Origin of the sequence: Bradyrhizobium oligotrophicum S58, from assembly GCF_000344805.1 — a bacterium.
In the GTDB taxonomy this organism is placed as follows: domain Bacteria; phylum Pseudomonadota; class Alphaproteobacteria; order Rhizobiales; family Xanthobacteraceae; genus Bradyrhizobium; species Bradyrhizobium oligotrophicum.
On the sequence record NC_020453.1, the window covers coordinates 3291151 to 3315837 of the forward strand.

A 24687-nucleotide genomic window follows, 5' to 3' on the forward strand; every position below is an offset into this window, starting at 1 on the left:
GAGTTCTCCCACCAGCAGGCGACCGTGATGCAGAAAGCCGAGAGCCAGACGATGTCGAAGACGGCCATCAGAGACAGTCGTCGTGCATTGCTACAGCGCAAAGTCCGCGATCTCCTGGAAGGCCAATCGGCTGGGATTCCGAGGACGCCGCGCGGCGGTGATCTGCAATTGTCGTTCGCGCAGGAACGGCTTTGGTTTTTCGACCGGCTCGGACGTCTGGGGCCGGCCTACCAGATCGGACTCTCGGTGCGCCTCAAGGGGGCGCTCGATATCGCGGCGCTCTCGGCGGCGCTCACCGAGATCGTCCGACGTCAGGAGAGCCTTCGAACCCGGTTCTGCCTGAGAGATGGCGTACCCACCCAGCAGATCGACCAGCCCTGGCAGATCGCGCTCGCGATTGCGGACAGTGCGGATGTGTCGCCGGAGGCGTGGGCACGCCGCCTGATGGAAGCGACGTTCGAGATCGACAGCGATCAGCTGTTTCGATGCGGATTGCTGAGAACAGGCCAGCAGGAGCACGTCCTTGCGGTCTCGATGCATCACATCATCTCGGACGGCTGGTCGGTCGGCCTTCTCTTCCGCGAGATGGCGGCACTCTACGGCGCCTATTCCGCGGGGCGGCCGTCGCCGCTGCCCGAGCTTCCGATCCAATATGCCGACTATGCGGTCTGGCACCGCCGATGGGTGGACGATGAGGTGCAGCGGCCGCAACTCGCTTACTGGCGGCAGCGGCTGGCGGACGCGCCGGCTGGCCTCGCGCTGCCGGCCGATCGGGTTCGTCCTGCTGCGCAGAGTTTTCGGGGCGCGGTGCATCGCTTCGCTCTGGATCGAGAAACCTCGGCAGCGCTTGCAGCTCTGAGCCGCCGCGAGGGCGCCTCGCTGTTCATGGTGCTGCTGGCCGCCTTCAAGGCCCTGATGATGCGATGGAGCGGCCAGAGCGATGTCGTCGTCGGAACGCCGATTGCGGGGCGGGTGCGCGCAGAAGTCGATGATCTGATCGGTTTCTTCGTCAACCTGCTGGCGCTGCGTACCGATCTGCAGGGCGATCCGTCGTTTCGCGAGTTGGTGCAAAGGGTGAAGTCGACGGCGCTGGGCGCGTATGAACACCAGGACCTGCCGTTCGAAAAGGTCGTCGACGCGCTGCAGCCGACCAGGGACCTCAGCCGGCAGCCGATCTTTCAGACGGTGTTCGTGCTGCAGGACGTCTCGCTCGAGCAGATGACGCTTCCTGGGCTTCAGGTCGAGCGCTTCGACGAAGGCGCCAATGCCGTCCGGTTCGACATCGAAATGGCGATGACGGAGGTCGGCGGACGACTGGCTGGATCGCTGCTGTATGCGACGGATCTGTTCGACGCCGCAACGATGCAGCGGCTTGCGTCGCAATTCATCGAATTGCTCCACAGCGCGGCTGCGGATCCCGAGGTGCGGCTGTCACGCTTGCGGCTGCTGTCTGACGAGGAGCGCAGCCGGATCCTGACTGATTTGAGTCCTGCCCCGAAGATCGCGGTGCCGCACGGCACGATGCACGGGCTGTTCGCGGCGCAGGCGGCGCGCACCCCGGACCTCCCGGCGCTCGCCAGGCGGGACGAGGAGCTGACCTACAAGGAGGTGGACGCGCGCGCCAATCAGCTCGCGCATTACCTCCGCGGTCTCGGCGTTGGCCCCGACGTCGTCGTCGGCATCTGCGTCGAGCGCTCGTTCGACATGGTGATCGCGGTTCTCGGCGTCCTCAAGGCTGGCGGCGCCTATCTGCCGCTCGACCCGAGCTATCCGACCGAGCGGCTCGCCTACATGATGGTCGATTCCGGCGCGCGCGTGGTGCTGACGCAGACTGGCCTCGTCGATCGGCTCGTGACCGATGGTGTCACGGTCGCTTCTCTCGATGCGCTGAGCTCGGAGATCGCCGATCTCCCGATCAGCGCTCCGGCGGTTGCCGTCGACGCCGACCATCTCGCTTATGTCATTTACACCTCGGGCTCGACCGGCCGGCCCAAGGCCGTGATGATTCCTCATCGCGGCGCGACCAACCTGGCGGAAGCGCAGCTTGCGCCGCTGCGGATCGGGGCGCACAGCCGTGTCCTGCAGTTCGCGTCGTTCAGCTTCGATGCCGCGGTGTGGGAGCTGCTGATGAGTTGGCGCAGCGGCGCTGCGCTGGTGATCGCCGATCGTCACGAGACGATGCCGGGAGAGTCGCTGCATGGTCTGCTGCGGCGGGAGCGGATCGGGGTGGTTCTGCTGCCGCCGTCTGCGCTCGGCACGCTCGGTGCCGAGCCGCTGCCGGATTTGAAGACGCTGCTCGTCGGCGGGGAGGCCTGCGCCGGCGAGGTCGTCGCGCCCTGGATCGGCGCGCGCGTCGTGCTCAATGCCTACGGGCCGACGGAGGCGAGCGTCTGCACCACCGTCCATCCCTGCGCGGCCGAGACGCGCGCGCCGGCGATCGGGCGGCCTTTGGCCAATACGTGCGTCCATGTCCTCGATCAGCATTTCGAGCCGGCGCCGATCGGCGTGCCGGGCGAGCTGTATATCGCCGGGCCCGGGTTGGCGCGCGGCTACCTGTCGCGTCCCGGCCTGACTGCCGAGCGTTTCGTCCCCGATCCGTTCGGGCACGGCGATCGACTGTATCGGACCGGAGATCTCGGACGCTGGCGGCCCGACGGCGCGTTGGAGTTTCTCGGCCGCGTCGATCAGCAGGTCAAGCTGCGCGGCTTCAGGATCGAGCTGGGAGAGATCGAAGCCGCGCTGCTGGCGGAGTCGAACGTCAGCCAGGCGATCGCACTGGCGCGTGAGGACAGACCCGGTCACAAGCGGCTGGTCGCCTATGTCGTCGCCGATCTCGATCGACTGAAGACGGAAAGCCGCCAGACGCGGGCGAGTGAGAGCGACGACGGCGTTGCCGGCTGGCAGTCGCTGTTCGACGAGACCTATGGCGGCACGGGGCAGGCAAAGGCGCCGAGCTTCGTCGGGTGGAACGACAGCTACACCGGAGAGCCGATTCCCGAAGCAGAAATGCGCGAATGGCAGATGGCCACCGTGCAACGCATCGCAGCCTTTGCGCCGGAGCGCATCCTCGAGATCGGCTGTGGTGTCGGCTTGTTGCTGCAACAGCTTGCCCCCGCGTGCCGCGTCTATCGCGGCACCGACATCTCGCTGGCGGCGATCGACGGCCTGCGGCGATGGGCCCAGAGCCGGCCCGAGCTGGCGCATGTCGAGCTTGCGCAGCGCGAAGCCATCGCGTTGTCCGATTTGAAGTCCGCATCGGTCGATACGGTCGTCATCAACTCGGTGGTGCAATACTTTCCGGACACCGGCTATCTGGAGGACGTGATCAGCGGGGCGCTGAATGCCGTCGCCGACGGCGGCCGCATCTTCGTCGGCGACGTCCGTCACTTCGGGCTGCTCGTGACGTTCCGCACCTCGATCGAGATCGAGCTTGCGAAGCCGGGCGCACGCGCCGGCGACATCAAGTCGCGTGCGCTCGCGGCCGCCAAGCGTGAGACCGAACTTGCGGTCGATCCCAGCTTTTTTCTGGCGCTGCAAGACCGTCTGCCACGCATCAGCGATGTCGAGATCCTGCTGAAGAGGGGACAGGCGCATAACGAGCTGAGCCGCTACCGCTACGATGTGGTTCTCCATGTCGGCGGCAGCACGCCGGACTTGCCGGTCCGCACCGTCGATTGGGCAACGAGTTCGCTGCCCGAGCTTTCGGCCATTCTTGCCGAGGAACGACCTGCCAGTCTCTCCGTGCTCGGCGTTTCCAACGACCGGCTGGCGCGCGATCTGGCGCGCATGACATGGCTGGACGCATGTGAGCCGACCGCGCCATTGACGGATCTGGCCATTGTCCAGGATCGTGATCCCGCCGGTGAGGACCCCGAGACGTTCTGGCTGCTGGGCGAGCGGCTCGGCTACGACGTTCGTGTAAGTTGGACGTCGGCGTCGGGCTCCGGGTGCTACGATGTCGTCTTCGTCGACCGTGCGCGGGTCGATCGCCCGGTGGCGCTGCCGCGTCCGTCCGCGCCCTCGTCACGCGCCCATGGCAATGATCCCGGCGCTGCCGAACTGCTCCACAGATATGCGCAACGATTGCGCCAGGCGCTGCAGCAGAGGTTGCCGGACTACATGATCCCGGCGGCGATCGTGCCAATCGAAGCCATGCCGCTGACCCCCGGAGGCAAGATCGACCGGGCGGCGCTCCCCGCGCCCGAAGGCCGACCGGAGCTGGGCAAGATGATCGCTCCCCGGACCGAGAGCGAACGCAAGCTCGCGTCGATCTGGTGCGACATCCTGAAGCTGGATCAGGTCGGGATCGAGGACAATTTCTTCGCGCTCGGCGGCGACTCGATTCAGTCGATCCAGGTCGTGGCGCGCGCCAACCGGGTCGGCATGAGGCTGACGTCCCGGCAGATCTTCGAACACCAGACGATCGCCGCGCTCGCCGCCGCGGCAGGCCACGCCGATGCAGCGCCACGACAAGCGCCACAACACCTGGCGCCGCTGGTCCCGGCTGCACAGCCCGACGAGATATTGCGCGCGGATCTGGACGAACTGCTCGGCGCCGTCCATGACCCGGAGAATGTCGAGGACGCCTATCCGCTGACTCCGACGCAGCAGGGCATGCTGTTCCACAGCCTGTATGAACCGCAGTCGCGCGCCTATGTCACGACGCTGGGCTGCCGCCTCCACGGCAAGCTCGACGTCGATGCGTTTCATCGCGCTTGGGACAGCATGGTCGCCCGCCATACGGCGTTGCGCTCCGCCTTCCTCGGTCAGCATCTCGATACGCCTCTGCAGGTCGTCATGCGTGATGCCAAGCCGGCCTTTTCCGTCGAGGATTGGCGCATGCTTTCGCCATCCGACCAGAGCCGCCGGATGGCAAACCTGGAGGAGGCCGAGTGCGCCGGTGGATTTGATTTTGCGCGGCCGCCGCTGATGCGTCTGTTGCTCGTCAGGTTTGCGGAGCAGGACTATCGCCTCGTCTGGTCCTGTCATCACATTCTGCTGGATGGCTGGTCGATCACGATTCTGCTCGACGAGCTGTTCGACTGCTATGGCGCGTTGAGCCGGCGCGAGCTGCCGCGGCTTGCTGCGGCGCGCCCGTTCCGCGACTATGTCACGTGGTTGCAGAGCCGGAGTCCTGTGGTTGCAGAGGCGCTGTGGCGTCGTCGGCTGGCGGGATTTGAGGCGCCCACTCCACTCCCTCTCGAGCGGAGGTCGCGCGCCGTGCCCCCCGCGGGGCGCTACGCGGAGCATCAGGAAGGCCTGCAGGTTGAGCTGCAAGCCTTGGAAGGTTTTGCCCGGCGGCATCATCTGACGATCAATACATTGGTGCAGGGCGCATGGGCGCTGCTGCTCGGACGTTATAGTGGCTCCGAGGACGTGGTGTTCGGCGTCACGGTGTCGGGCCGTCCGGCGGAGCTGCCCGATGTGGAGCGCACGGTCGGGCTGTTCATCAACACGCTGCCGCTGCGCGTCGAGCTATCGCGCTCCGCCACCGTAGTGGATTGGCTGGGGGAGATCCAGGCGCGGCAGAGCGAATTGACCGAGCATCAATATAGCGCGCTCGCGGATGTGCAGCGCTGGGGCGAAGTCGCGGGCGGGAAGTCGCTGTTCGAGAGCATCGTGGTGTTCGAGAACTATCCGACCGAGCTGCGCGCGCAGGCGTCCGACCATACTATCCACATCGACATGATCCGTGCCGTGAACCGGATCAACTATCCACTCGCGCTTCAAGTCGCGATGGGAGCATCGCCGTCGATGAAGCTGATGTATGATCCGGCGCGTTTCGACCAGCCGTCGATTGCGCAATTGGCGCGGCATCTGCGCCGGCTGCTCGGGGAGATCGTTGCGGCTCCTGCGCGACAGCTGGGGTCGATCGCTCTGCTGAGCGGCGAAGAACGCCAGGAGGTCGTGAGCGCCTTCAACGCAACAGCGGTGAGCTATCGTGAGGGGCTGCTGCATGAGCTGATCGAGGCGCAGGCGCGACGGACACCCGAGGCGATCGCGTTGCGCTATGAGAGCGAGACGCTCAGTTACGACGGGCTGGAGCGTCGAGCCAACCAGCTTGCACGTCACCTGCAGAGCCTCGGCGTCGGCTCCGACGTCGTGGTCGGCATCTGCGCCGAGCGCTCGCTGGAGATGGTGATCGGGCTGCTCGGCATTCTCAAGGCTGGCGGCGCCTATCTGCCGCTCGATCCGGGCCTTCCGCCGGAGCGGCTGGCGATCATGCTGGAGGATGCCAGCGCGCGCGTGGTGCTGGCGCAGGATGCGCTCACCGCGCGGCTGCCAACCACTGATGCGATCGTAGTGCAGTTCGAAGCGGATGCTGCCGCGATCTCATGCCGGTCTGATATGGCACCCATCTCAGCCTGCGCCCCGGACAACCTCGCTTACGTGATCTACACGTCCGGCTCGACGGGGCGGCCGAAGGGCGTGATGAACAGCCATCGTGGCATCGTCAACCGGCTCGCCTGGATGCAGGACGCCTACCGGCTGAGGCCGGAGGACGTCGTGATGCAAAAGACGCCGTTCGGCTTCGACGTCTCGGTGTGGGAGTTCTTCTGGCCGCTGATGCAAGGCGCAGCGCTGGTGATCGCGCGGCCCGGCGGGCATCAGGATCCGGCCTATCTGTCAGAGCTGATCGAACGTCACAGTGTGACGGTGATGCACTTCGTGCCGTCGATGCTGCAGGCGTTCCTGGAGACGGCGGAGCTCGACCGCTGCGGTAGCCTGCGCGACGTGATCTGCAGCGGCGAGGCGCTGCCGGCGGAGACGCAGACCCGATTCCTCACCGCGCTCGGGAGCCGGCTGCACAATCTGTACGGCCCGACGGAGGCGGCGGTCGACGTCAGCGCCTGGGCGTGTCGGCTCGAGCCGGAGGCAACGCAGGTGCCGATCGGCCGGCCGATCAGCAACATCCAGCTCTACGTGCTTGATGCACGACTTGAGCCGATGCCGGTCGGTGTTGCCGGCGAGCTGTATATCGGCGGCGTCGGATTGGCGCGAGGTTATCTGCATCGTCCCTCGCTGACCGCGGAGCGGTTCGTGCCGAGCCCGTTCGCGCGTGGCGAGCGGCTGTATCGCACCGGGGACCTGGCGCGGTGGCGGGCGGATGGCGCGCTGGATTATCTCGGCCGGCTCGACCACCAGGTGAAGCTGCGCGGCTTCCGGATCGAGCTTGGCGAGATCGAGGCGGCGTTGTCGGCGCAGGCCGGCGTCGCGCAGGCCGCGGTGGTGTTGCGCGATGACGCCAGCGGCAGGCGGCTGGTGGGCTATGTGGTGGCGCAGCCTGAGGTCCAGCTCGATGTAGCGACGTTGCGCGGAGAACTGCAGCGGACACTACCGGACTACATGGTGCCGTCGGCGATCGTGATGCTCGCGGCGTTGCCGCTGACACCGAACGGCAAGCTCGACCGCAACGCGCTGCCGGCGCCGGACGTGAGCCCGGCCGGCGCGATGGTGGCGCCGCGCAATGCCACCGAGGCGGCGCTGGCGGCGATCTGGCGCGACGTGCTCAAGCGCGACCATATCAGCGTCACCGACAACTTCTTTGCACTCGGCGGCGACTCGATCCAGTCGATCCAGGTGGTGGCCCGCGCCAGGCAGGCGGGATTGTCGCTGACGGCGCGGCAGGTGTTCGAGCAGCAGACGATCGCGGCCCTTGCGGCGGTGGCCGGCAAGGCGGCGGTCGCCACAGCGGAGCAGGGCCTGGTGACAGGGGCCGTGCCGCTGACGCCGATCCAGCATTGGTTCTTCGCCCAGGATCTGGCGGTGCCGGATCACTTCAACCAGGCGGTGCTGCTCGACGGCACGGGATTGACACCAGAGCCGGTGGTGTCGGCGTTGGACGTGCTGCTGCGCCAGCACGATGCGCTGCGGCTGCGGTTTGCACGTGGTGAGCACGGCTGGCAGCAGACGCATGATGCGAGCGCAGCCGCGTTGCAGTCGGCAGAGCTGTTCGAGGCGATCGATCTGTCGGGCCTCGATGCCGCCGTGCACGGACCTGCGTTGCGGCGGCATGCGGAGCGGCTGCAGGCGAGCCTGGATCTGGCGCAGGGGCCGGTGCTGCGGGCGGCGCTGTTCGATCTGGGCGAGGGTGGCCAGCGGCTGCTGCTGATCGCCCATCACCTCGTGGTCGACGGGGTGTCGTGGCGGATCCTGCTGGAGGATCTCGGCACGGCGCTGTCGGCGCTGCGGCAGGGCGAGCAGGTGCGGCTGCCGCCGAAGACGACCGCGTTCCGGCACTGGGCGGAGCGGCTGACGGCGTATGCGCAATCGCAGGCCGCACGAGATGAGCTGAGCTACTGGCGGAGTCAGCCCTGGGAGACGGCGCCGCGCCTGCCGCGTGACCACGCGGATGGTGCGAACACGGCCGGCCACGTGCAGCTGGTGAAGATCGCGCTCGATGCTGACGAGACCCGGGCGCTGTTGCAGGAGGTGCCGGCGGTCTACCACACAGAGATCAACGACGTGCTGCTGACGGCGCTGGTGCAGACGTTTGCCGGCTGGACCGGGCAGAAACGGTTGCTGGTTGGCCTGGAGGGGCACGGCCGCGAGGAGCTGTTCGGCGAGGTCGACGTGTCGCGGACGGTGGGCTGGTTCACCAGCCTGTTCCCGGTTCTGTTGGAGGTGGAGGGAGCCGGCGATCCCGACGCGGCGCTGAAGCAGGTGAAAGAGCAGTTGCGGGCGGTGCCGCATCGTGGCGTCGGCTACGGTGTGTTGCGTCATCTCGGCGGCGTCGATCTGCCGGCGCCGGAGGTCGAGGTGAGCTTCAACTATCTCGGCCAGCTCGACGGCGCAGCCGGCGGGCAGGGCTTCGGCTTTGCGGCGGAGGATGTCGGCCGCGAGCAGCACGCGGCCAACCGCCGCGCGCATCTGATCGACGTGTCCGCCCATGTCGGTCATGGCAGCCTGGAGCTGCGTTGGTTCTACGGCGGCGAGCTGCACGAGGCCGCGACGATCGAGCGGTTGGCCCTGCGCCATGTCGCGGCACTGCGCGAGCTGATCGCGCATTGCCGGAGGAGTGAAGGCGGCCTGACGCCGTCGGACGTGCCGCTGGCGCAGCTGGAGCAGGACGATCTCGACCGTGTCGTTACTTCGGTCGGCGGCGCGCGGCGGATCGAAGACATCTATCCGCTGTCGCCGCTGCAGCGCGGGCTACTGTTCCACAGCCTGTATGAGCCGGATGCAGCGGTCTATGTGATCTCGCTGGCGTGCCGGCTGCAGGGTGCGCTCGATGCCGAGGCGTTCGAGCAGGCGTGGCGGCTGGTAGTCTCGCGGCACGCGGTGCTGCGCACGGCCTTCGTCGGCCATGATCTCGACGTGCCCCAGCAGGTGGTGCTGCGCGAGGCGGCGCTGCCGTTCGTCCGCGAGGACTGGCGGCATCTGCCGGCAGATGAGCAGGCGACGCGCTTCGCCGAGCTGCAGCGGTCAGAGCGCAGCCGCGGCTTCGACTTCGCCCAGCCGCCGTTGATGCGGCTCAACCTGATCCGGATCGGCGACGACGATCACCGGCTGCTGTGGAACGTGCATCACATCGTGCTGGACGGCTGGTCGCTGCCGCTGCTGCTCGACGAGGTGTTTGCGGCCTATGCGGCGCTGAGCCGGCGCGAGGCGCCGGCGCTGTCGCCGGTGCGGCCGTTCAAGGATTATATCGGCTGGCTGCAGCGCCAGGACCTGGTGCGGGCAGAAGCGCATTGGCGCCGGCGTCTCGCCGGGTTCGACACGCCATCCTCGTTCGGGCTCGGCCGCCCGATGCCGACGTCGCATGCCGATGCGACGGAGCGCCATGTCGAGCATCAAAGCGAGCTGGCGCTCGGCGATCTCGAGCGTTTTGCGCGGCAGCATCGTCTGACCATCAACACCTTGGTGCAGGGCGCGTGGGCGCTGCTGCTCGGCCGCTACGGCGGCAGCGACGACGTGGTGTTCGGCGTCACCGTCTCGGGCCGGCCGGCGGAGCTGGCGGATGTCGAGCGTACGGTCGGACTGTTCATCAATACACTGCCGCTGCGGGTGGGATTGCCGGGTTCGGCAACGGTGCTGGAGTGGCTGGGCGAGATCCAGGCGCGGCAGAGCGAGCTGACCGAGCATCAGTCGAGCGCGCTCGTGGATGTGCAGCGCTGGAGCGAGGTCGCCGAAGGCACGGCGCTGTTCGAGAGCATCGTGGCGTTCGAGAACTATCCGGTGGAGATGACGGCGTTGAGCGGCCAGCAGCGGCTGCGGGTCAGCGAGGTGGCGCCGCTGGAGCGGACCAACTATCCGCTGACGCTGCAGGTGACGGTGGGCGCTGCATTGTCGTTGCGGCTGATCGCCGACAGCACGCGGGTCGCCGGGGACGCAGCCGGGCGGCTCATCGCGCATCTGGCTCGACTGCTCGCCGAGATCGTCGCAGATCCCGGGCGACAATTATCTTCCATCTCGCTGTTGAGCAAGGAGGAGCGTCATGAAGTGGTGAGCGCCTTCAACGCAACAGCGGTGAGCTATCGTGAGGGGCTGCTGCATGAGCTGATCGAGGCGCAGGCGCGACGGACACCCGAGGCGATCGCGTTGCGCTATGAGAGCGAGACGCTCAGTTACGACGGGCTGGAGCGTCGAGCCAACCAGCTTGCACGTCACCTGCAGAGCCTCGGCGTCGGCTCCGACGTCGTGGTCGGCATCTGCGCCGAGCGCTCGCTGGAGATGGTGATCGGGCTGCTCGGCATTCTCAAGGCTGGCGGCGCCTATCTGCCGCTCGATCCGGGCCTTCCGCCGGAGCGGCTGGCGATCATGCTGGAGGATGCCAGCGCGCGCGTGGTGCTGGCGCAGGATCTGCTCACCGCGCGGCTGCCAACCACTGATGCGATCGTAGTGCAGTTCGAAGCGGATGCTGCCGCGATCTCATGCCGGTCTGATATGGCACCCATCTCAGCCTGCGCCCCGGACAACCTCGCTTACGTGATCTACACGTCCGGCTCGACGGGGCGGCCGAAGGGCGTGATGAACAGCCATCGCGGCATTGTCAACCGGCTCGCCTGGATGCAAGACGCCTACCGGCTGAGGCCGGAGGACGTCGTGATGCAGAAGACGCCGTTCGGCTTCGACGTCTCGGTGTGGGAGTTATTCTGGCCGCTGATGCAAGGCGCAGAGCTGGTGATCGCGCGTCCCGGCGGGCATCAGGATCCGGCCTATCTGTCAGAGCTGATCGAACGTCACAGTGTGACGGTGATGCACTTCGTGCCGTCGATGCTGCAGGCGTTCCTGGAGACAGCGGAGCTCGGCCGCTGCGGCAGCCTGCGCGACGTGATCTGCAGCGGCGAGGCGCTGCCGGCGGAGACGCAGACCCGATTCCTCACCGCGCTCGCGAGCCGGCTGCACAATCTGTACGGCCCCACGGAGGCGGCGGTCGACGTCAGCGCCTGGGCGTGTCGGCTCGAGCCGGAGGCAACGCAGGTGCCGATCGGCCGGCCGATCAGCAACATCCAGCTCTACGTGCTTGATGCACGACTTGAGCCGATGCCGGTCGGTGTTGCCGGCGAGCTGTATATCGGCGGCGTCGGATTGGCGCGAGGTTATCTGCATCGTCCCTCGCTGACCGCGGAGCGGTTCGTGCCGAGCCCGTTCGCGCGTGGCGAGCGGCTCTATCGGACGGGGGATCTGGCGCGGTGGCGGGCGGATGGCGCGCTGGATTATCTCGGCCGGCTCGACCACCAGGTGAAGCTGCGCGGCTTCCGGATCGAACTCGGCGAGATCGAGGCGGCGCTGACGGCGCAAATCGGTGTTGCCCAGGCGGCGGTGGTGCTTCGCGAGGACGCCGGTGGCAAGCGGCTGGTGGGCTATGTGGTGGCGCAGCCTGAGGTCCAGCTCCATGTGGAGACATTGCGGGGGCGGCTGCAGCGGACACTGCCGGACTACATGGTGCCGTCGGCGATCGTGATGCTCGCGGCGTTGCCGCTGACGCCGAACGGCAAGCTCGACCGCAACGCGCTGCCGGCGCCGGACGTGAGCCCGGCCGGCGCGGTGGTGGCGCCGCGCAATGCCTCCGAGGCGGCGCTGGCGGCGATCTGGCGCGACGTGCTCAAGCGCGAGCACATCAGCGTCACCGACAACTTCTTTGCGCTCGGCGGCGACTCGCTTTCCGCAACGCGCGCAATCGCACGCACGCAGAAGGAGCTTGGGCTGAATGTTCCCCTGAGGGCGATGTTCGAGGCGACGAATCTCGGAGAGCTCGCGGAGCGGCTCGAGGCGTTCGGCTGGGCGCATCCGCAACAATATTCGCCGGCAGACGGGACAGAGCTCGAGGAAGGAGTCATCTGATGATCGAGAAGCTGCTTTCCTCGCTGCGCCGAGACGGCGTGCAGATCTGGTCCGAGAACGGCCGTGTCCGCTATCGCGCACCGAAGGGCGTCATGACCCGCGAACGGCTCGACGAGCTGCGTGTGCGTCAATCGGAAATTTCGACATTTCTGCAGGACGCATATTCGGCGAGTGATGAGCTGCCTCCGATCGAGGTCGCCCGCAGCGGTGATCTCCCGTTGTCCTTTGCCCAGGAGCGCCTTTGGTTTCTCGAACAGCTCGGCCTCGCCAAGTCGTCCTACCACGTCGCGGCGGCCTTTCGGTTGGAGGGAGATCTCGATGAGCAGGCGCTGCGAAAAACCTTCGACACGATCGTCAGGCGGCATGAAGTCCTGCGGACGCGGTTCGAAATCGCGGCAGGGCAGCCGCGGCAGATCGCGGATGCGGAGCCGTCATGTCAACTCGAGCTGATCGATCTGTCGCCTTTGCCCGTGGAGGAGCAGGCGGCCGAGCTCGACGAGCAATGTTCCGCTCACGCCGGACAGCCGTTCGATCTCCAAGCCGCGCCACCATTCCGCGTTCGACTGCTCCGGTTGGCGCCTCGCCGCCACGTGCTGCTCATTGCCATGCATCACATCGTCTCCGATGCGTGGTCGACGGAAGTCCTGATTGGAGAGATCACCGGGCTGTACCGCGCATTTTGCGCGGGAGAACCGTCTCCACTCCGCCCCTTGCCGGTGCAATATGCCGACTATGCGCTCTGGCAACGCCACTGGCTGGCCGGCGAGGCTCTCGAACGCCAATTGACTTATTGGACGAAGCAGCTGTCGGGCGCGCCACCGCAACTGGAACTGCCGATCCATCGAACGCGCGCCGCCGTCTCGACCTTTACCGCCGCGAATTACTCATTCGGCATGTCCGAGGCGGCTGCCTCGAAGCTGCGGGCGCTGGCTCGCGGCGAGAACGCCACCCTGTTCATGGTCCTGCTTTCGGCGTTTCAACTGCTGCTGTCACGCTACAGCGGCCAGACTGACGTGGTGGTGGGATCGCCGGTCGCGGGCCGTCGCCGCCACGAGCTGCAGGATCTGATCGGCTTCTTCGCCAATATCCTCGTGATCCGCGCCGATTGCTCCGGAAGCCAGCGCTTCGTCGATCTGCTGGCGCAGGTGAAGGCCACGGTGCTCGATGCCTATGCGTATCAGGATCTGCCGTTCGAACGACTGGTTGAGGCGCTGCAGCCTGATCGCGACCTGACCATGCATCCCCTGGTGCAGGTGATGTTTGCTCTCCAGCAGGAGCCGTTCGAGGAGTTCGTGCTTCCCGGGTTGCGGCTCACTCCGATTCCCGGCCGGTCCCGGCAGACCAAATTCGACCTGACGCTCCATGTCTATGAGAAGACTGCAGGGCTCGATGTCTCGATCGAATACGCCGCGGAGCTGTTCCATCCCGATACGATTTCTAATCTAGCAGCTCATTTTCAGCATCTGCTGCACGCGATCGTTGCGGATCCGCATGCACGCGTGGCCGACTTGCCGCTGATGAAGGACGCCGAACGTCTCGATCTCATCTTCGGTCTGAACAGGACGTCTCGCTTGTTTCCGCGCGATCGGTCCCTTCATGGGCTGTTTGCGGATCAGGTGGCGCGTGATCCGCAGGCCGTTGCCATCGTGGATGGCGCGCGCAGCATCAGCTATCAGGAGCTCGATCGCTGGAGCAATGGCATTGCGGCCGGGTTGCGCGAACGAGGGATCGGGGCGGGCGCCAGCGTTGGACTTTCCGGCGAGCGTTCCGCCGGCCTCGTCGCCGGCATGCTGGGGATCATCAAGGCCGGCGCTTGCTACGTGCCGCTCGACCCCAGCTATCCCGAGGAGCGCCTCGGCTTCATGATGAAGGACGCCGGCGTCGCTGCCGTCGTGGCGGGTCCGGGCGGCATGGTTCCGGCGGACTTGCCGTTCCTTGGGACGGACCAGGTGGATCCCACCGATGCTCCCTGCACCAGCGGAGCCGGCGGCGAAGCCGTCGCCTACATCATGTTCACGTCGGGCTCGACGGGTTTTCCCAAGGGCATCGCCGTGCCGCATCGGGCGATCTCCCGGCTTTTGCTTGGAACTGATTACATCAAGCTCTCTCCGGACGATCGGATCGCTCACCTCGCCAGCCCGTCTTTCGACGCGGCAACTTTCGAATTGTGGGGCGCGCTTCTCAACGGCGCTGCCATCGTGATCATCGACCGGGATACGGCGCTGTCCTCGCAGCGGCTCGCAGCTTGTCTCCGCGACCAGCGCATCAGTTGCACGATCGTGACCACGGCGCTGTTCAATCGGCTGTCGCAAGATACTCCGGACATCTTCGCTCCGCTGCGGGTCGTCCTGTTTGGCGGCGAGGCGGCCGATCCGCGTGCGGTGGCAAGCGTGCTGGCCGGTGGCGCGCCGCAACGGCTGCTGCACATGTACGGGCCGACCGAGGCAACCGCATTCAGCACCTGGCTCGAAGTCGCGCACGTAGCTGCGGACGCCCGGACCATTCCGATCGGTGGTCCGCTCGCCAACGGCAGCTGTCATGTCCTCGATGACAGGTTGCAGCCGGTTCCGCTCAACGTGCCGGGCGAACTCCATGTCGGCGGCGATGGCCTCGCACATGGCTATTGGCGGCGGCCCGCATTGACGGCCGAGAAATTCATCCCCGATCCATTCGGCAGGCCGGGCAGCCGTCTGTATGCGACGGGAGACATCGTCAGGCGGTTGGCCGACGGCAACATCGAGTATCTCAGCCGGCGCGATGGACAGGTCAAGATCCGTGGCTTCCGTATCGAGCTGCAGGAGATCGAAGCCGCATTGCGCGAGCTGCACGCCGTTGGACAGGCGGTTGTGCTGGTTCGCGAAGGCGCGAACGGCAAGCAGCTCATCGCCTATGTCACGCCGGCGTCCGATGGCAGCCCATCGACAGAGCAGATCCGACAGCAGCTGAAGCAGTCGTTGCCCGACTACATGGTGCCGTCGCAAGTGGTGGTCCTGGATCGGTTGCCTTTGACGTCGAACGGAAAACTTGATCGGGCAAGGTTGCCGGAGCCGGCCTCGCTCGTTGCGAAACGACGCGTCGCTCCGGCAACGGCCACCCAGGAGTTGGTCGCTGCCATCTGGAGCGATGCGCTCGGTGGGACGGCACCGAGCATTGACGACGACTTCTTCGAATCGGGCGGTCACTCGCTGGTCGCTGCACGTCTGATCGGACTGCTGAACGCTGCGCTCGACGTTGAATTGCCGCTGCGGCGGGTGTTCGAGGCGCCGACGATCAGAATGCTCGCAACTGCCGTCGAGCAGGCGCGGCGCGAAACCACGGGAATTGTGTCGCTGCCCGTGACCGCCGCGCCGCGACCGCATCTGATTCCGCTCTCATGCGCGCAGGAGGCATTGTGGTTTCTCGACCAGGTCGGGCTGGTTGGCGCGGCCTACAACATGGCGGGGGCGCTCCGGCTGGAGGGAGAACTTGATCTCGGGGCATTGCAGGCGAGCCTGCACGAGATCGTGCGCCGTCACGAAAGTCTGCGCACCCGCTTCGCGATTGTGGACGGGCAGGGGGCTCAGATCATCGAGGACGACAGTGCGTTCCGCTGCGAGCTGGTCGATCTGTCGGTGCGCGGCGACGATCACGTGCGAAGTGAAGTTCAACGCCTGATTCACGCGCATGGCAGCGAGCGGTTCGATCTTCAGGCTGGGCCCTTGCTCCGTGCAGCCGTCCTGCGTCTGGACGATCGAGAGCACCTGCTGCTGATCAACGTGCACCACATCGTTGCGGATGGCTGGTCGGTCGGGCTGCTGCTGCGGGAGCTTGGGGTCGCCTACAGCGCGCGGCGCGAGCGACGTTCCTCGCGCCTCGGGCCTCTGGCTGTTCAATACGCCGATTATGCGATCTGGCAGCGCAATTTGCTCGATGGCCATGGCTGCGACGAATGTCTCGACTATTGGCGTCGGCGGCTCGCGGGTGCGGCGACGACTCTGGTTTTGCCGACCGATCGCCCGCGTCCTGCCGTACAGTCCTTCGCCGGGGCAACGTCGCGCTTCGTCCTGGCCAGCGACCTGTCCGAACAGCTCAGGACGCTGGCGCGCCGCGAAGGCGCCACCCTCTATATGGTTTTTCTCGCGGCCTTCTCCGCGCTGCTGTCTCGCTATAGCGATCAACACGATATTCTCATCGGCTCGCCCGTAACCGGTCGCTCGCGACCCGAGCTCGACGATCTGATCGGCATGTTCGTCAACATGCTGGTGATGCGCTGCGACCTGTCGAATGATCCCCGATTTCGCGAGCTCCTGGCGCGCACCAAGCGGACGGCGCTGGACGCTTATGCGCACCAGGAGCTGCCGTTCGAAAAGCTGCTCGAAGCGATACAGCCCGAACGTGACCTGTCACGGCAGCCGTTGTTTCAGGCCTGCCTGTCGTTCGAAAACTTTCCCTTCGACGCATTGGCGCTCGAGGGACTGACGGTCAGCCGGGTGGAAATGGAGGTCGACCATCATACGACGAAGTTCGACCTTACGCTCTTTGTGAGTGAGTCTCCTGCGGGGATCGAGTGCGCCTTGGAATACGCCACGGATCTGTTCGATGCAGCGACGATCGTACGGTTTTCAGATCACTTCGTCCGACTGCTGCAGGGGATCGCGGCAAACCCCGACGGGCGCTTGTCGGAGCTGAGCCTGCTGAGTGCAGCGGAGCGGCAGCAACTGGTGGCGTGGAGCGGCGGCAGCGCGGTCTATGCGCAGGATCGCTGTTTGCACGAGCTGTTCGCGGAGCAGGCGGCGCGCCGGCCGGACGCGGTCGCGCTGGTGATGGATGACGCGGAGCTTAGCTATGGCGCGCTGGAGCGGCGAGCCAATCAACTGGCGCATCATCTGCAGAGCCTCGGCGTCGGTCCCGATGTGATCGTCGGACTGTACCTGGAGCGCTCGCTCGACATGGTGGTCGGCGTGCTCGGCATTCTCAAGGCGGGCGGCGCCTACCTGCCGCTGGACCCGCGTTATCCGGCGGAGCGGCTGGCCTATATCCTGGATGATGCCAGGGTGAGCGTGCTGGTGACGCAGGCGGCGCTGCTGGAGCGGCTGCCGGCGACGGACGCGATGCTGGTGCGGCTCGATGGTGATGCGGCCGCCATCGGTCGTCATCTCGACACAGCGCCGTCGCCCCCCTGCGATGCGGATCACCTAGCCTACGTAATCTACACCTCGGGCTCGACCGGGCGGCCGAAGGGCGTGATGACGTCGCATCGCGGCATCATGAATCTCGCCGATGCGCAGCTCGACCAGCTGCCGCTGCAAGCAAGTGATCGCATCCTGCAGTTCGCGTCGATCAGCTTCGATGCGGCGGTGTGGGATCTGGTGATGAGCTGGCGGGTCGGCGCGGCACTGGTGCTGGCGGCCCAGCATGATCTGATGCCGGGCGAGCCGCTGCATGAGCTGTTGCTGCGGCAGCGAGTGACGGCGGTGCTGCTGCCGCCGGCAGCGCTGGCAGCCTTGCCGGTGACGCCGCTGCCTGACCTGAAGATCCTGATCGCAGGCGGCGAGGCCTGCACGGCGGAGCTGCTGCGGCCGTGGCTTCCGGGCCGCAGCGTGTTCAACGCCTATGGCCCGACCGAGTCCAGCGTATGCACGACGATGGCTCGCTGCGGCGACGAGCGCCGTCCGCCGATCGGCCGTGCGTTGCCGAACACCCGGGTTTACCTCCTGGACGCACGACTTGAGCCGGTGCCGATCGGCGTTGCCGGTGAGCTCTACATCGGCGGCGTCGGATTGGCGCGGGGCTATCTGCATCGTCCCTCGCTGACCGCGGAGCGGTTCGTGCCGAGTCCGTTCGCGCGTGGCGAGCGGCTGTATCGCACCGGGGACCTGGCGCGGTGGCGGGCGGATGGCGCGCTGGATTATCTCGGCCGGCTCGACCACCAGGTGAAGCTGCGCGGCTTCCGGATCGAACTCGGCGAGATCGAGGCGGCGCTGACGGCGCAAATCGGTGTTGCCCAGGCGGCGGTGGTGCTACGCGAGGACGCCAGCGGCAAGCGGCTGGTGGGCTATGTGGTGGCGCAGCCTGAGGTCCAGCTCGATGTAGCGACGTTGCGCGGAGAACTGCAGCGGACACTACCGGACTACATGGTGCCGTCGGCGATCGTGATGCTCGCGGCGTTGCCGCTGACACCGAACGGCAAGCTCGACCGCAACGCGCTGCCGGCGCCGGACGTGAGCCCGGCCGGCGCGATGGTGGCGCCGCGCAATGCCACCGAGGCGGCGCTGGCGGCGATCTGGCGCGACGTGCTCAAGCGCGACCATATCAGCGTCACCGACAACTTCTTTGCACTCGGCGGCGACTCGATCCAGTCGATCCAGGTGGTGGCCCGCGCCAGGCAGGCGGGATTGTCGCTGACGGCGCGGCAGGTGTTCGAGCAGCAGACGATCGCGGCCCTTGCGGCGGTGGCCGGCAAGGCGGCGGTCGCCACAGCGGAGCAGGGCCTGGTGACAGGGGCCGTGCCGCTGACGCCGATCCAGCATTGGTTCTTCGCCCAGGATCTGGCGGTGCCGGATCACTTCAACCAGGCGGTGCTGCTCGACGGCACGGGATTGACACCAGAGCCGGTGGTGTCGGCGTTGGACGTGCTGCTGCGCCAGCACGATGCGCTGCGGCTGCGGTTTGCACGTGGTGAGCACGGCTGGCAGCAGACGCATGATGCGAGCGCAGCCGCGTTGCAGTCGGCAGAGCTGTTCGAGGCGATCGATCTGTCGGGCCTCGATGCCGCCGTGCACGGACCTGCGTTGCGGCGGCATGCGGAGCGGCTGCAGGCGAGCCTGGATCTGGCGCAGGGGCCGGTGCTGCGGGCGGCGCTGTTCGATCTGGGCGAGGGTGGCCAGCGGCTGCTGCTGATCGCCCATCACCTCGTGGTCGACGGGGTGTCGTGGCGGATCCTGCTGGAGGATCTCGGCACGGCGCTGTCGGCGCTGCGGCAGGGCGAGCAGGTGCGGCTGCCGCCGAAGACGACCGCGTTCCGGCACTGGGCGGAGCGGCTGACGGCGTATGCGCAATCGCAGGCCGCACGAGATGAGCTGAGCTACTGGCGGAGTCAGCCCTGGGAGACGGCGCCGCGCCTGCCGCGTGACCACGCGGATGGTGCGAACACGGCCGGCCACGTGCAGCTGGTGAAGATCGCGCTCGATGCTGACGAGACCCGGGCGCTGTTGCAGGAGGTGCCGGCGGTCTACCACACAGAGATCAACGACGTGCTGCTGACGGCGCTGGTGCAGACGTTTGCCGGCTGGACCGGGCAGAAACGGTTGCTGGTTGGCCTGGAGGGGCACGGCCGCGAGGAGCTGTTCGGCGAGGTCGACGTGTCGCGGACGGTGGGCTGGTTCACCAGCCTGTTCCCGGTTCTGTTGGAGGTGGAGGGAGCCGGCGATCCCGACGCGGCGCTGAAGCAGGTGAAAGAGCAGTTGCGGGCGGTGCCGCATCGTGGCGTCGGCTACGGTGTGTTGCGTCATCTCGGCGGCGTCGATCTGCCGGCGCCGGAGGTCGAGGTGAGCTTCAACTATCTCGGCCAGCTCGACGGCGCAGCCGGCGGGCAGGGCTTCGGCTTTGCGGCGGAGGATGTCGGCCGCGAGCAGCACGCGGCCAACCGCCGCGCGCATCTGATCGACGTGTCCGCCCATGTCGGTCATGGCAGCCTGGAGCTGCGTTGGTTCTACGGCGGCGAGCTGCACGAGGCCGCGACGATCGAGCGGTTGGCCCTGCGCCATGTCGCGGCACTGCGCGAGCTGATCGCGCATTGCCGGAGGAGTGAAGGCGGCCTGACGCCGTCGGACGTGCCGCTGGCGCAGCTGGAGCAGGACGATCTCGACCGTGTCGTTACTTCGGTCGGCGGCGCGCGGCGGATCGAAGACATCTATCCGCTGTCGCCGCTGCAGCGCGGGCTACTGTTCCACAGCCTGTATGAGCCGGATGCAGCGGTCTATGTGATCTCGCTGGCGTGCCGGCTGCAGGGTGCGCTCGATGCCGAGGCGTTCGAGCAGGCGTGGCGGCTGGTAGTCTCGCGGCACGCGGTGCTGCGCACGGCCTTCGTCGGCCATGATCTCGACGTGCCCCAGCAGGTGGTGCTGCGCGAGGCGGCGCTGCCGTTCGTCCGCGAGGACTGGCGGCATCTGCCGGCAGATGAGCAGGCGACGCGCTTCGCCGAGCTGCAGCGGTCAGAGCGCAGCCGCGGCTTCGACTTCGCCCAGCCGCCGTTGATGCGGCTCAACCTGATCCGGATCGGCGACGACGATCACCGGCTGCTGTGGAACGTGCATCACATCGTGCTGGACGGCTGGTCGCTGCCGCTGCTGCTCGACGAGGTGTTTGCGGCCTATGCGGCGCTGAGCCGGCGCGAGGCGCCGGCGCTGTCGCCGGTGCGGCCGTTCAAGGATTATATCGGCTGGCTGCAGCGCCAGGACCTGGTGCGGGCAGAAGCGCATTGGCGCCGGCGTCTCGCCGGGTTCGACACGCCATCCTCGTTCGGGCTCGGCCGCCCGATGCCGACGTCGCATGCCGATGCGACGGAGCGCCATGTCGAGCATCAAAGCGAGCTGGCGCTCGGCGATCTCGAGCGTTTTGCGCGGCAGCATCGTCTGACCATCAACACCTTGGTGCAGGGCGCGTGGGCGCTGCTGCTCGGCCGCTACGGCGGCAGCGACGACGTGGTGTTCGGCGTCACCGTCTCGGGCCGGCCGGCGGAGCTGGCGGATGTCGAGCGTACGGTCGGACTGTTCATCAATACACTGCCGCTGCGGGTGGGATTGCCGGGTTCGGCAACGGTGCTGGAGTGGCTGGGCGAGATCCAGGCGCGGCAGAGCGAGCTGACCGAGCATCAGTCGAGCGCGCTCGTGGATGTGCAGCGCTGGAGCGAGGTCGCCGAAGGCACGGCGCTGTTCGAGAGCATCGTGGCGTTCGAGAACTATCCGGTGGAGATGACGGCGTTGAGCGGCCAGCAGCGGCTGCGGGTCAGCGAGGTGGCGCCGCTGGAGCGGACCAACTATCCGCTGACGCTGCAGGTGACGGTGGGCGCTGCATTGTCGTTGCGGCTGATCGCCGACAGCACGCGGGTCGCCGGGGACGCAGCCGGGCGGCTCATCGCGCATCTGGCTCGACTGCTCGCCGAGATCGTCGCAGATCCCGGGCGACAACTATCTTCCATCTCGCTGTTGAGCGAGGAGGAGCGTCAGCAACTCGTTGCTCCCGCTGCTGATCCGACCGCCTATCGGCAACACGAATGCTTGCACGAGCTGTTCGCATCGCAGGCGAAGCGGACGCCGAAGGCGATGGCTGTCAGCTGCGAGGATCAGACGCTGAGCTACCGGGCGCTGGAGCAACGCGCCAACCAGCTCGCACATCACCTGCGCGGCCTCGGTGTCGGTCCCGATGTGATCGTCGGACTATATGCCGAACGTTCGATCGACATGGTGGTCGGCGTGCTCGGCATCCTCAAGGCGGGCGGCGCATATCTGCCGCTCGACCCAAGCCATCCGCCGGAGCGGCTGGCTAGCACGCTGGAGGATGCCGGCGCGCGCGTGCTGCTGGCGCAGGATGCGCTCATGGAACGGCTGCCGGCGACCGCTGCCATCGTCGTGCAGTTCAAAGCTGATGCTGCAGCAATCGCGGAGCAGGCTGAGACGGAGCCGGTCAATTGCTGCGTGCCGGACAACCTCGCTTACGTGATCTACACGTCCGGTTCGACCGGACGGCCGAAGGGAACGCTGATCACCCATGCCTGCGTCACCCGGCTGTTCGCGGCCACCGAGGCCTGGTTCTGCTTCGGTCCGCAGGACGTCTGGACGCTGTTTCATTCGCTCGCCTTCGACTTCTCGGTCTGGGAGCTGTGGGGGCCGCTGCTCAAGGGCGGCCGGCTGGTGGTGGTACCGTATTGGATCAGCCGCTCGCCGGAGGAATTCCACGCGCTGCTGTCGCGTGAGGGCGTGACGGTGCTGAACCAGACGCCGTCAGCGTTTGCCGGCTTGATCCGTGCGGATCGGGAAACGTCGCGTCCCCTCGCGCTACGCACCGTGATCTTCGGCGGCGAGGCCTTGAATTTCGCCGAGCTGGCACCTTGGTTCGAGCGGCATGGCGACACCACGCCGCAACTGATCAACATGTACGGGATCACCGAGACCACGGTGCATGTGACCTGGCGGCCGGTGCGGCAGGCCGACATCGGCGCGGCCGCGAGCGCGATCGGTCAGACCATTCCCGATCTGCAGGCCTACGTGCTCGACCCGCGGCTGGAGCCGATGCCGATCGGTGTTGCCGGCGAGCTGTATATTGGCGGCGCCGGACTCGCGCGTGGCTATCTGAAACGTCCGGGATTGACGGCGGAGCGGTTCGTGCCGAGCCCGTTCGCGCGGGGCGAGCGGCTGTATCGCACCGGGGACCTGGCACGGTGGAGCGCGGCCGGCGCGCTCGATTATCTCGGCCGTATCGATCATCAGGTCAAGATCCGCGGCTTCCGGATCGAGCTCGGCGAGATCGAGGCGGCAATGCTGGCGCTGCCCGATGTCGAGCAGGCAGCGGTTGTCGTGCGGGAGGACAGCGGTGATCGCCGATTGGTCGGCTATGCCGTGCTGCGCGAGGGGGCGGCTGTCGATATGGACGTCATGCGTCAGCAGTTGCAGCAGGGCTTGCCGGACTACATGGTGCCGTCGGCGATCGTAAAGCTCGCCTCGCTGCCGCTGACGCCGAACGGCAAGCTCGACCGCAACGCGCTGCCGACGCCCGACTGGAGCCCGGCCGGCGCGATGGTGGCGCCGCGCAATGCCACCGAGGCGGCGCTGGCGGCGATCTGGCGCGACGTGCTCAAGCGCGACCATATCAGCGTCACCGACAACTTCTTTGCACTCGGCGGCGACTCGATCCAGTCGATCCAGGTGGTGGCCCGCGCCAGGCAGTCGGGATTGTCGCTGACGGCGCGGCAGGTGTTCGAGCAGCAGACGATCGCGGCGCTGGCTGCGGTGGCGGGCAAAGCGAGCACTGCGACGGCGGAGCAGGGATTGGTAGTCGGCGCGGTGCCGCTGACGCCGATCCAGCATTGGTTCTTCGCCCAGGATCTAACGATGCCGGATCACTTCAACCAGGCGGTGCTGCTCGACGGCAGCGATCTGACACCAGAGCCGGTGGTGTCGGCGTTGGACGTGCTGCTGCGCCAGCACGATGCGCTGCGGCTGCGGTTTGCACGTGGTGAGCACGGCTGGCAGCAGACCCATGATGCAAGCGACACGGCGCTGCAGTCGGCAGAGCTGTTCGAGGCGATCGATCTGTCGGGCCTGGATGATGCCGTGCGAGGACCGGCATTGCAGAGGCATGCGGAGCGGCTGCAGGCGAGCCTGGATCTGGCGCAGGGACCGGTGTTGCGGGTGGCGCTGTTCGATCTGGGCGAGGGTGGCCAGCGGCTGCTGCTGATTGCTCATCATCTGGTGGTCGACGGGGTGTCGTGGCGGATCCTGCTGGAGGATCTCGGCACGGCGCTGTCGGCGCTGCGGCGGGACGAGCAGGTGCGGCTGCCGCCGAAGACGACCGCGTTCCGGCACTGGGCGGAGCGGCTGGTGGCCTATGCGCAATCCGAGGCCGCACGGGAGGAACTGAGCTACTGGCGGAGTCAGCCATGGGAAACAGCGCCGCGCCTGCCGCGTGACCATGCGGATGGTGCCAACACGGCCGGCCACGTGCAGCTGGTGAAGCTCGCGCTGGATGCTGACGAGACCCGGGCGCTGCTGCAGGAGGTGCCGGAGGTCTACCATACAGAGATCAACGACGTGCTGCTGACGGCGCTGGTGCAGGCGTTCGCCGGCTGGACCGGGCAGCGGCGGTTGCTGGTCGGCCTGGAGGGTCACGGCCGCGAGGAGCTGTTCGGCGAGATCGACGTGTCGCGGACGGTGGGCTGGTTCACCAGCCTGTTCCCGGTGCTGCTGGAGCTGGAAGGGGACGCCGATCCCGGCGCGGCGCTGAAGCAGGTGAAGGAGCAGTTGCGGGCGGTGCCGCATCGTGGCGTCGGCTACGGTGTGTTGCGTCATCTCGGCGGCGTCGATGTGCCGGCACCTGAAGTCGAGGTGAGCTTCAACTATCTCGGCCAGCTCGACGGCGCGGCCGGCGGGCAGGGCTTCGGCTTTGCCGCCGAGGACGTCGGCCGCGAGCAGCACGCGGCCAACCGCCGCGCGCATCTGATCGACGTGTCCGCCCATGTCGGCGACGGCCGCCTGCAGATGCAATGGGCCTACAGCCATGCATGTCACGAGGCATCAACCATCGAGGCCTTGGCGGAGGAGTTTGCCTCGCGTCTTCGCCACATGATCGAGCACTGCGAGACGAGCGACGGCGGCTTTACGCTGTCCGATTTTCCGCTCCTGCAGGACGCTCTGCATATCTGAG

2 protein-coding genes are annotated in these 24687 nt (G+C 67.0%); both read left to right on the forward strand.

Annotated features, from left to right (window positions below; genetic code table 11):
- Window positions 1–27 precede the first annotated feature (27 nt).
- Window positions 28–12288, forward strand: a complete 12261-nt coding sequence (locus S58_RS14325; RefSeq protein ID WP_015666044.1) for a non-ribosomal peptide synthetase — start codon at window positions 28–30, stop codon at window positions 12286–12288.
- Window positions 12288–24686, forward strand: a complete 12399-nt coding sequence (locus tag S58_RS14330; RefSeq protein ID WP_015666045.1) for a non-ribosomal peptide synthetase — start codon at window positions 12288–12290, stop codon at window positions 24684–24686. The genes S58_RS14325 and S58_RS14330 overlap by 1 nt, the downstream gene beginning before the upstream one ends.
- Window position 24687: the final 1 nt, after the last annotated feature.

Coding starts and splice junctions, on each gene's coding strand:
- S58_RS14330 (WP_015666045.1), top strand. CDS start 12,288: ATGATCGAGAAGCTGCTTTCCTCGCTGCGCCGAGACGGCGTGCAGATC.
- S58_RS14325 (WP_015666044.1), top strand. CDS start 28: ATGCAGAAAGCCGAGAGCCAGACGATGTCGAAGACGGCCATCAGAGAC.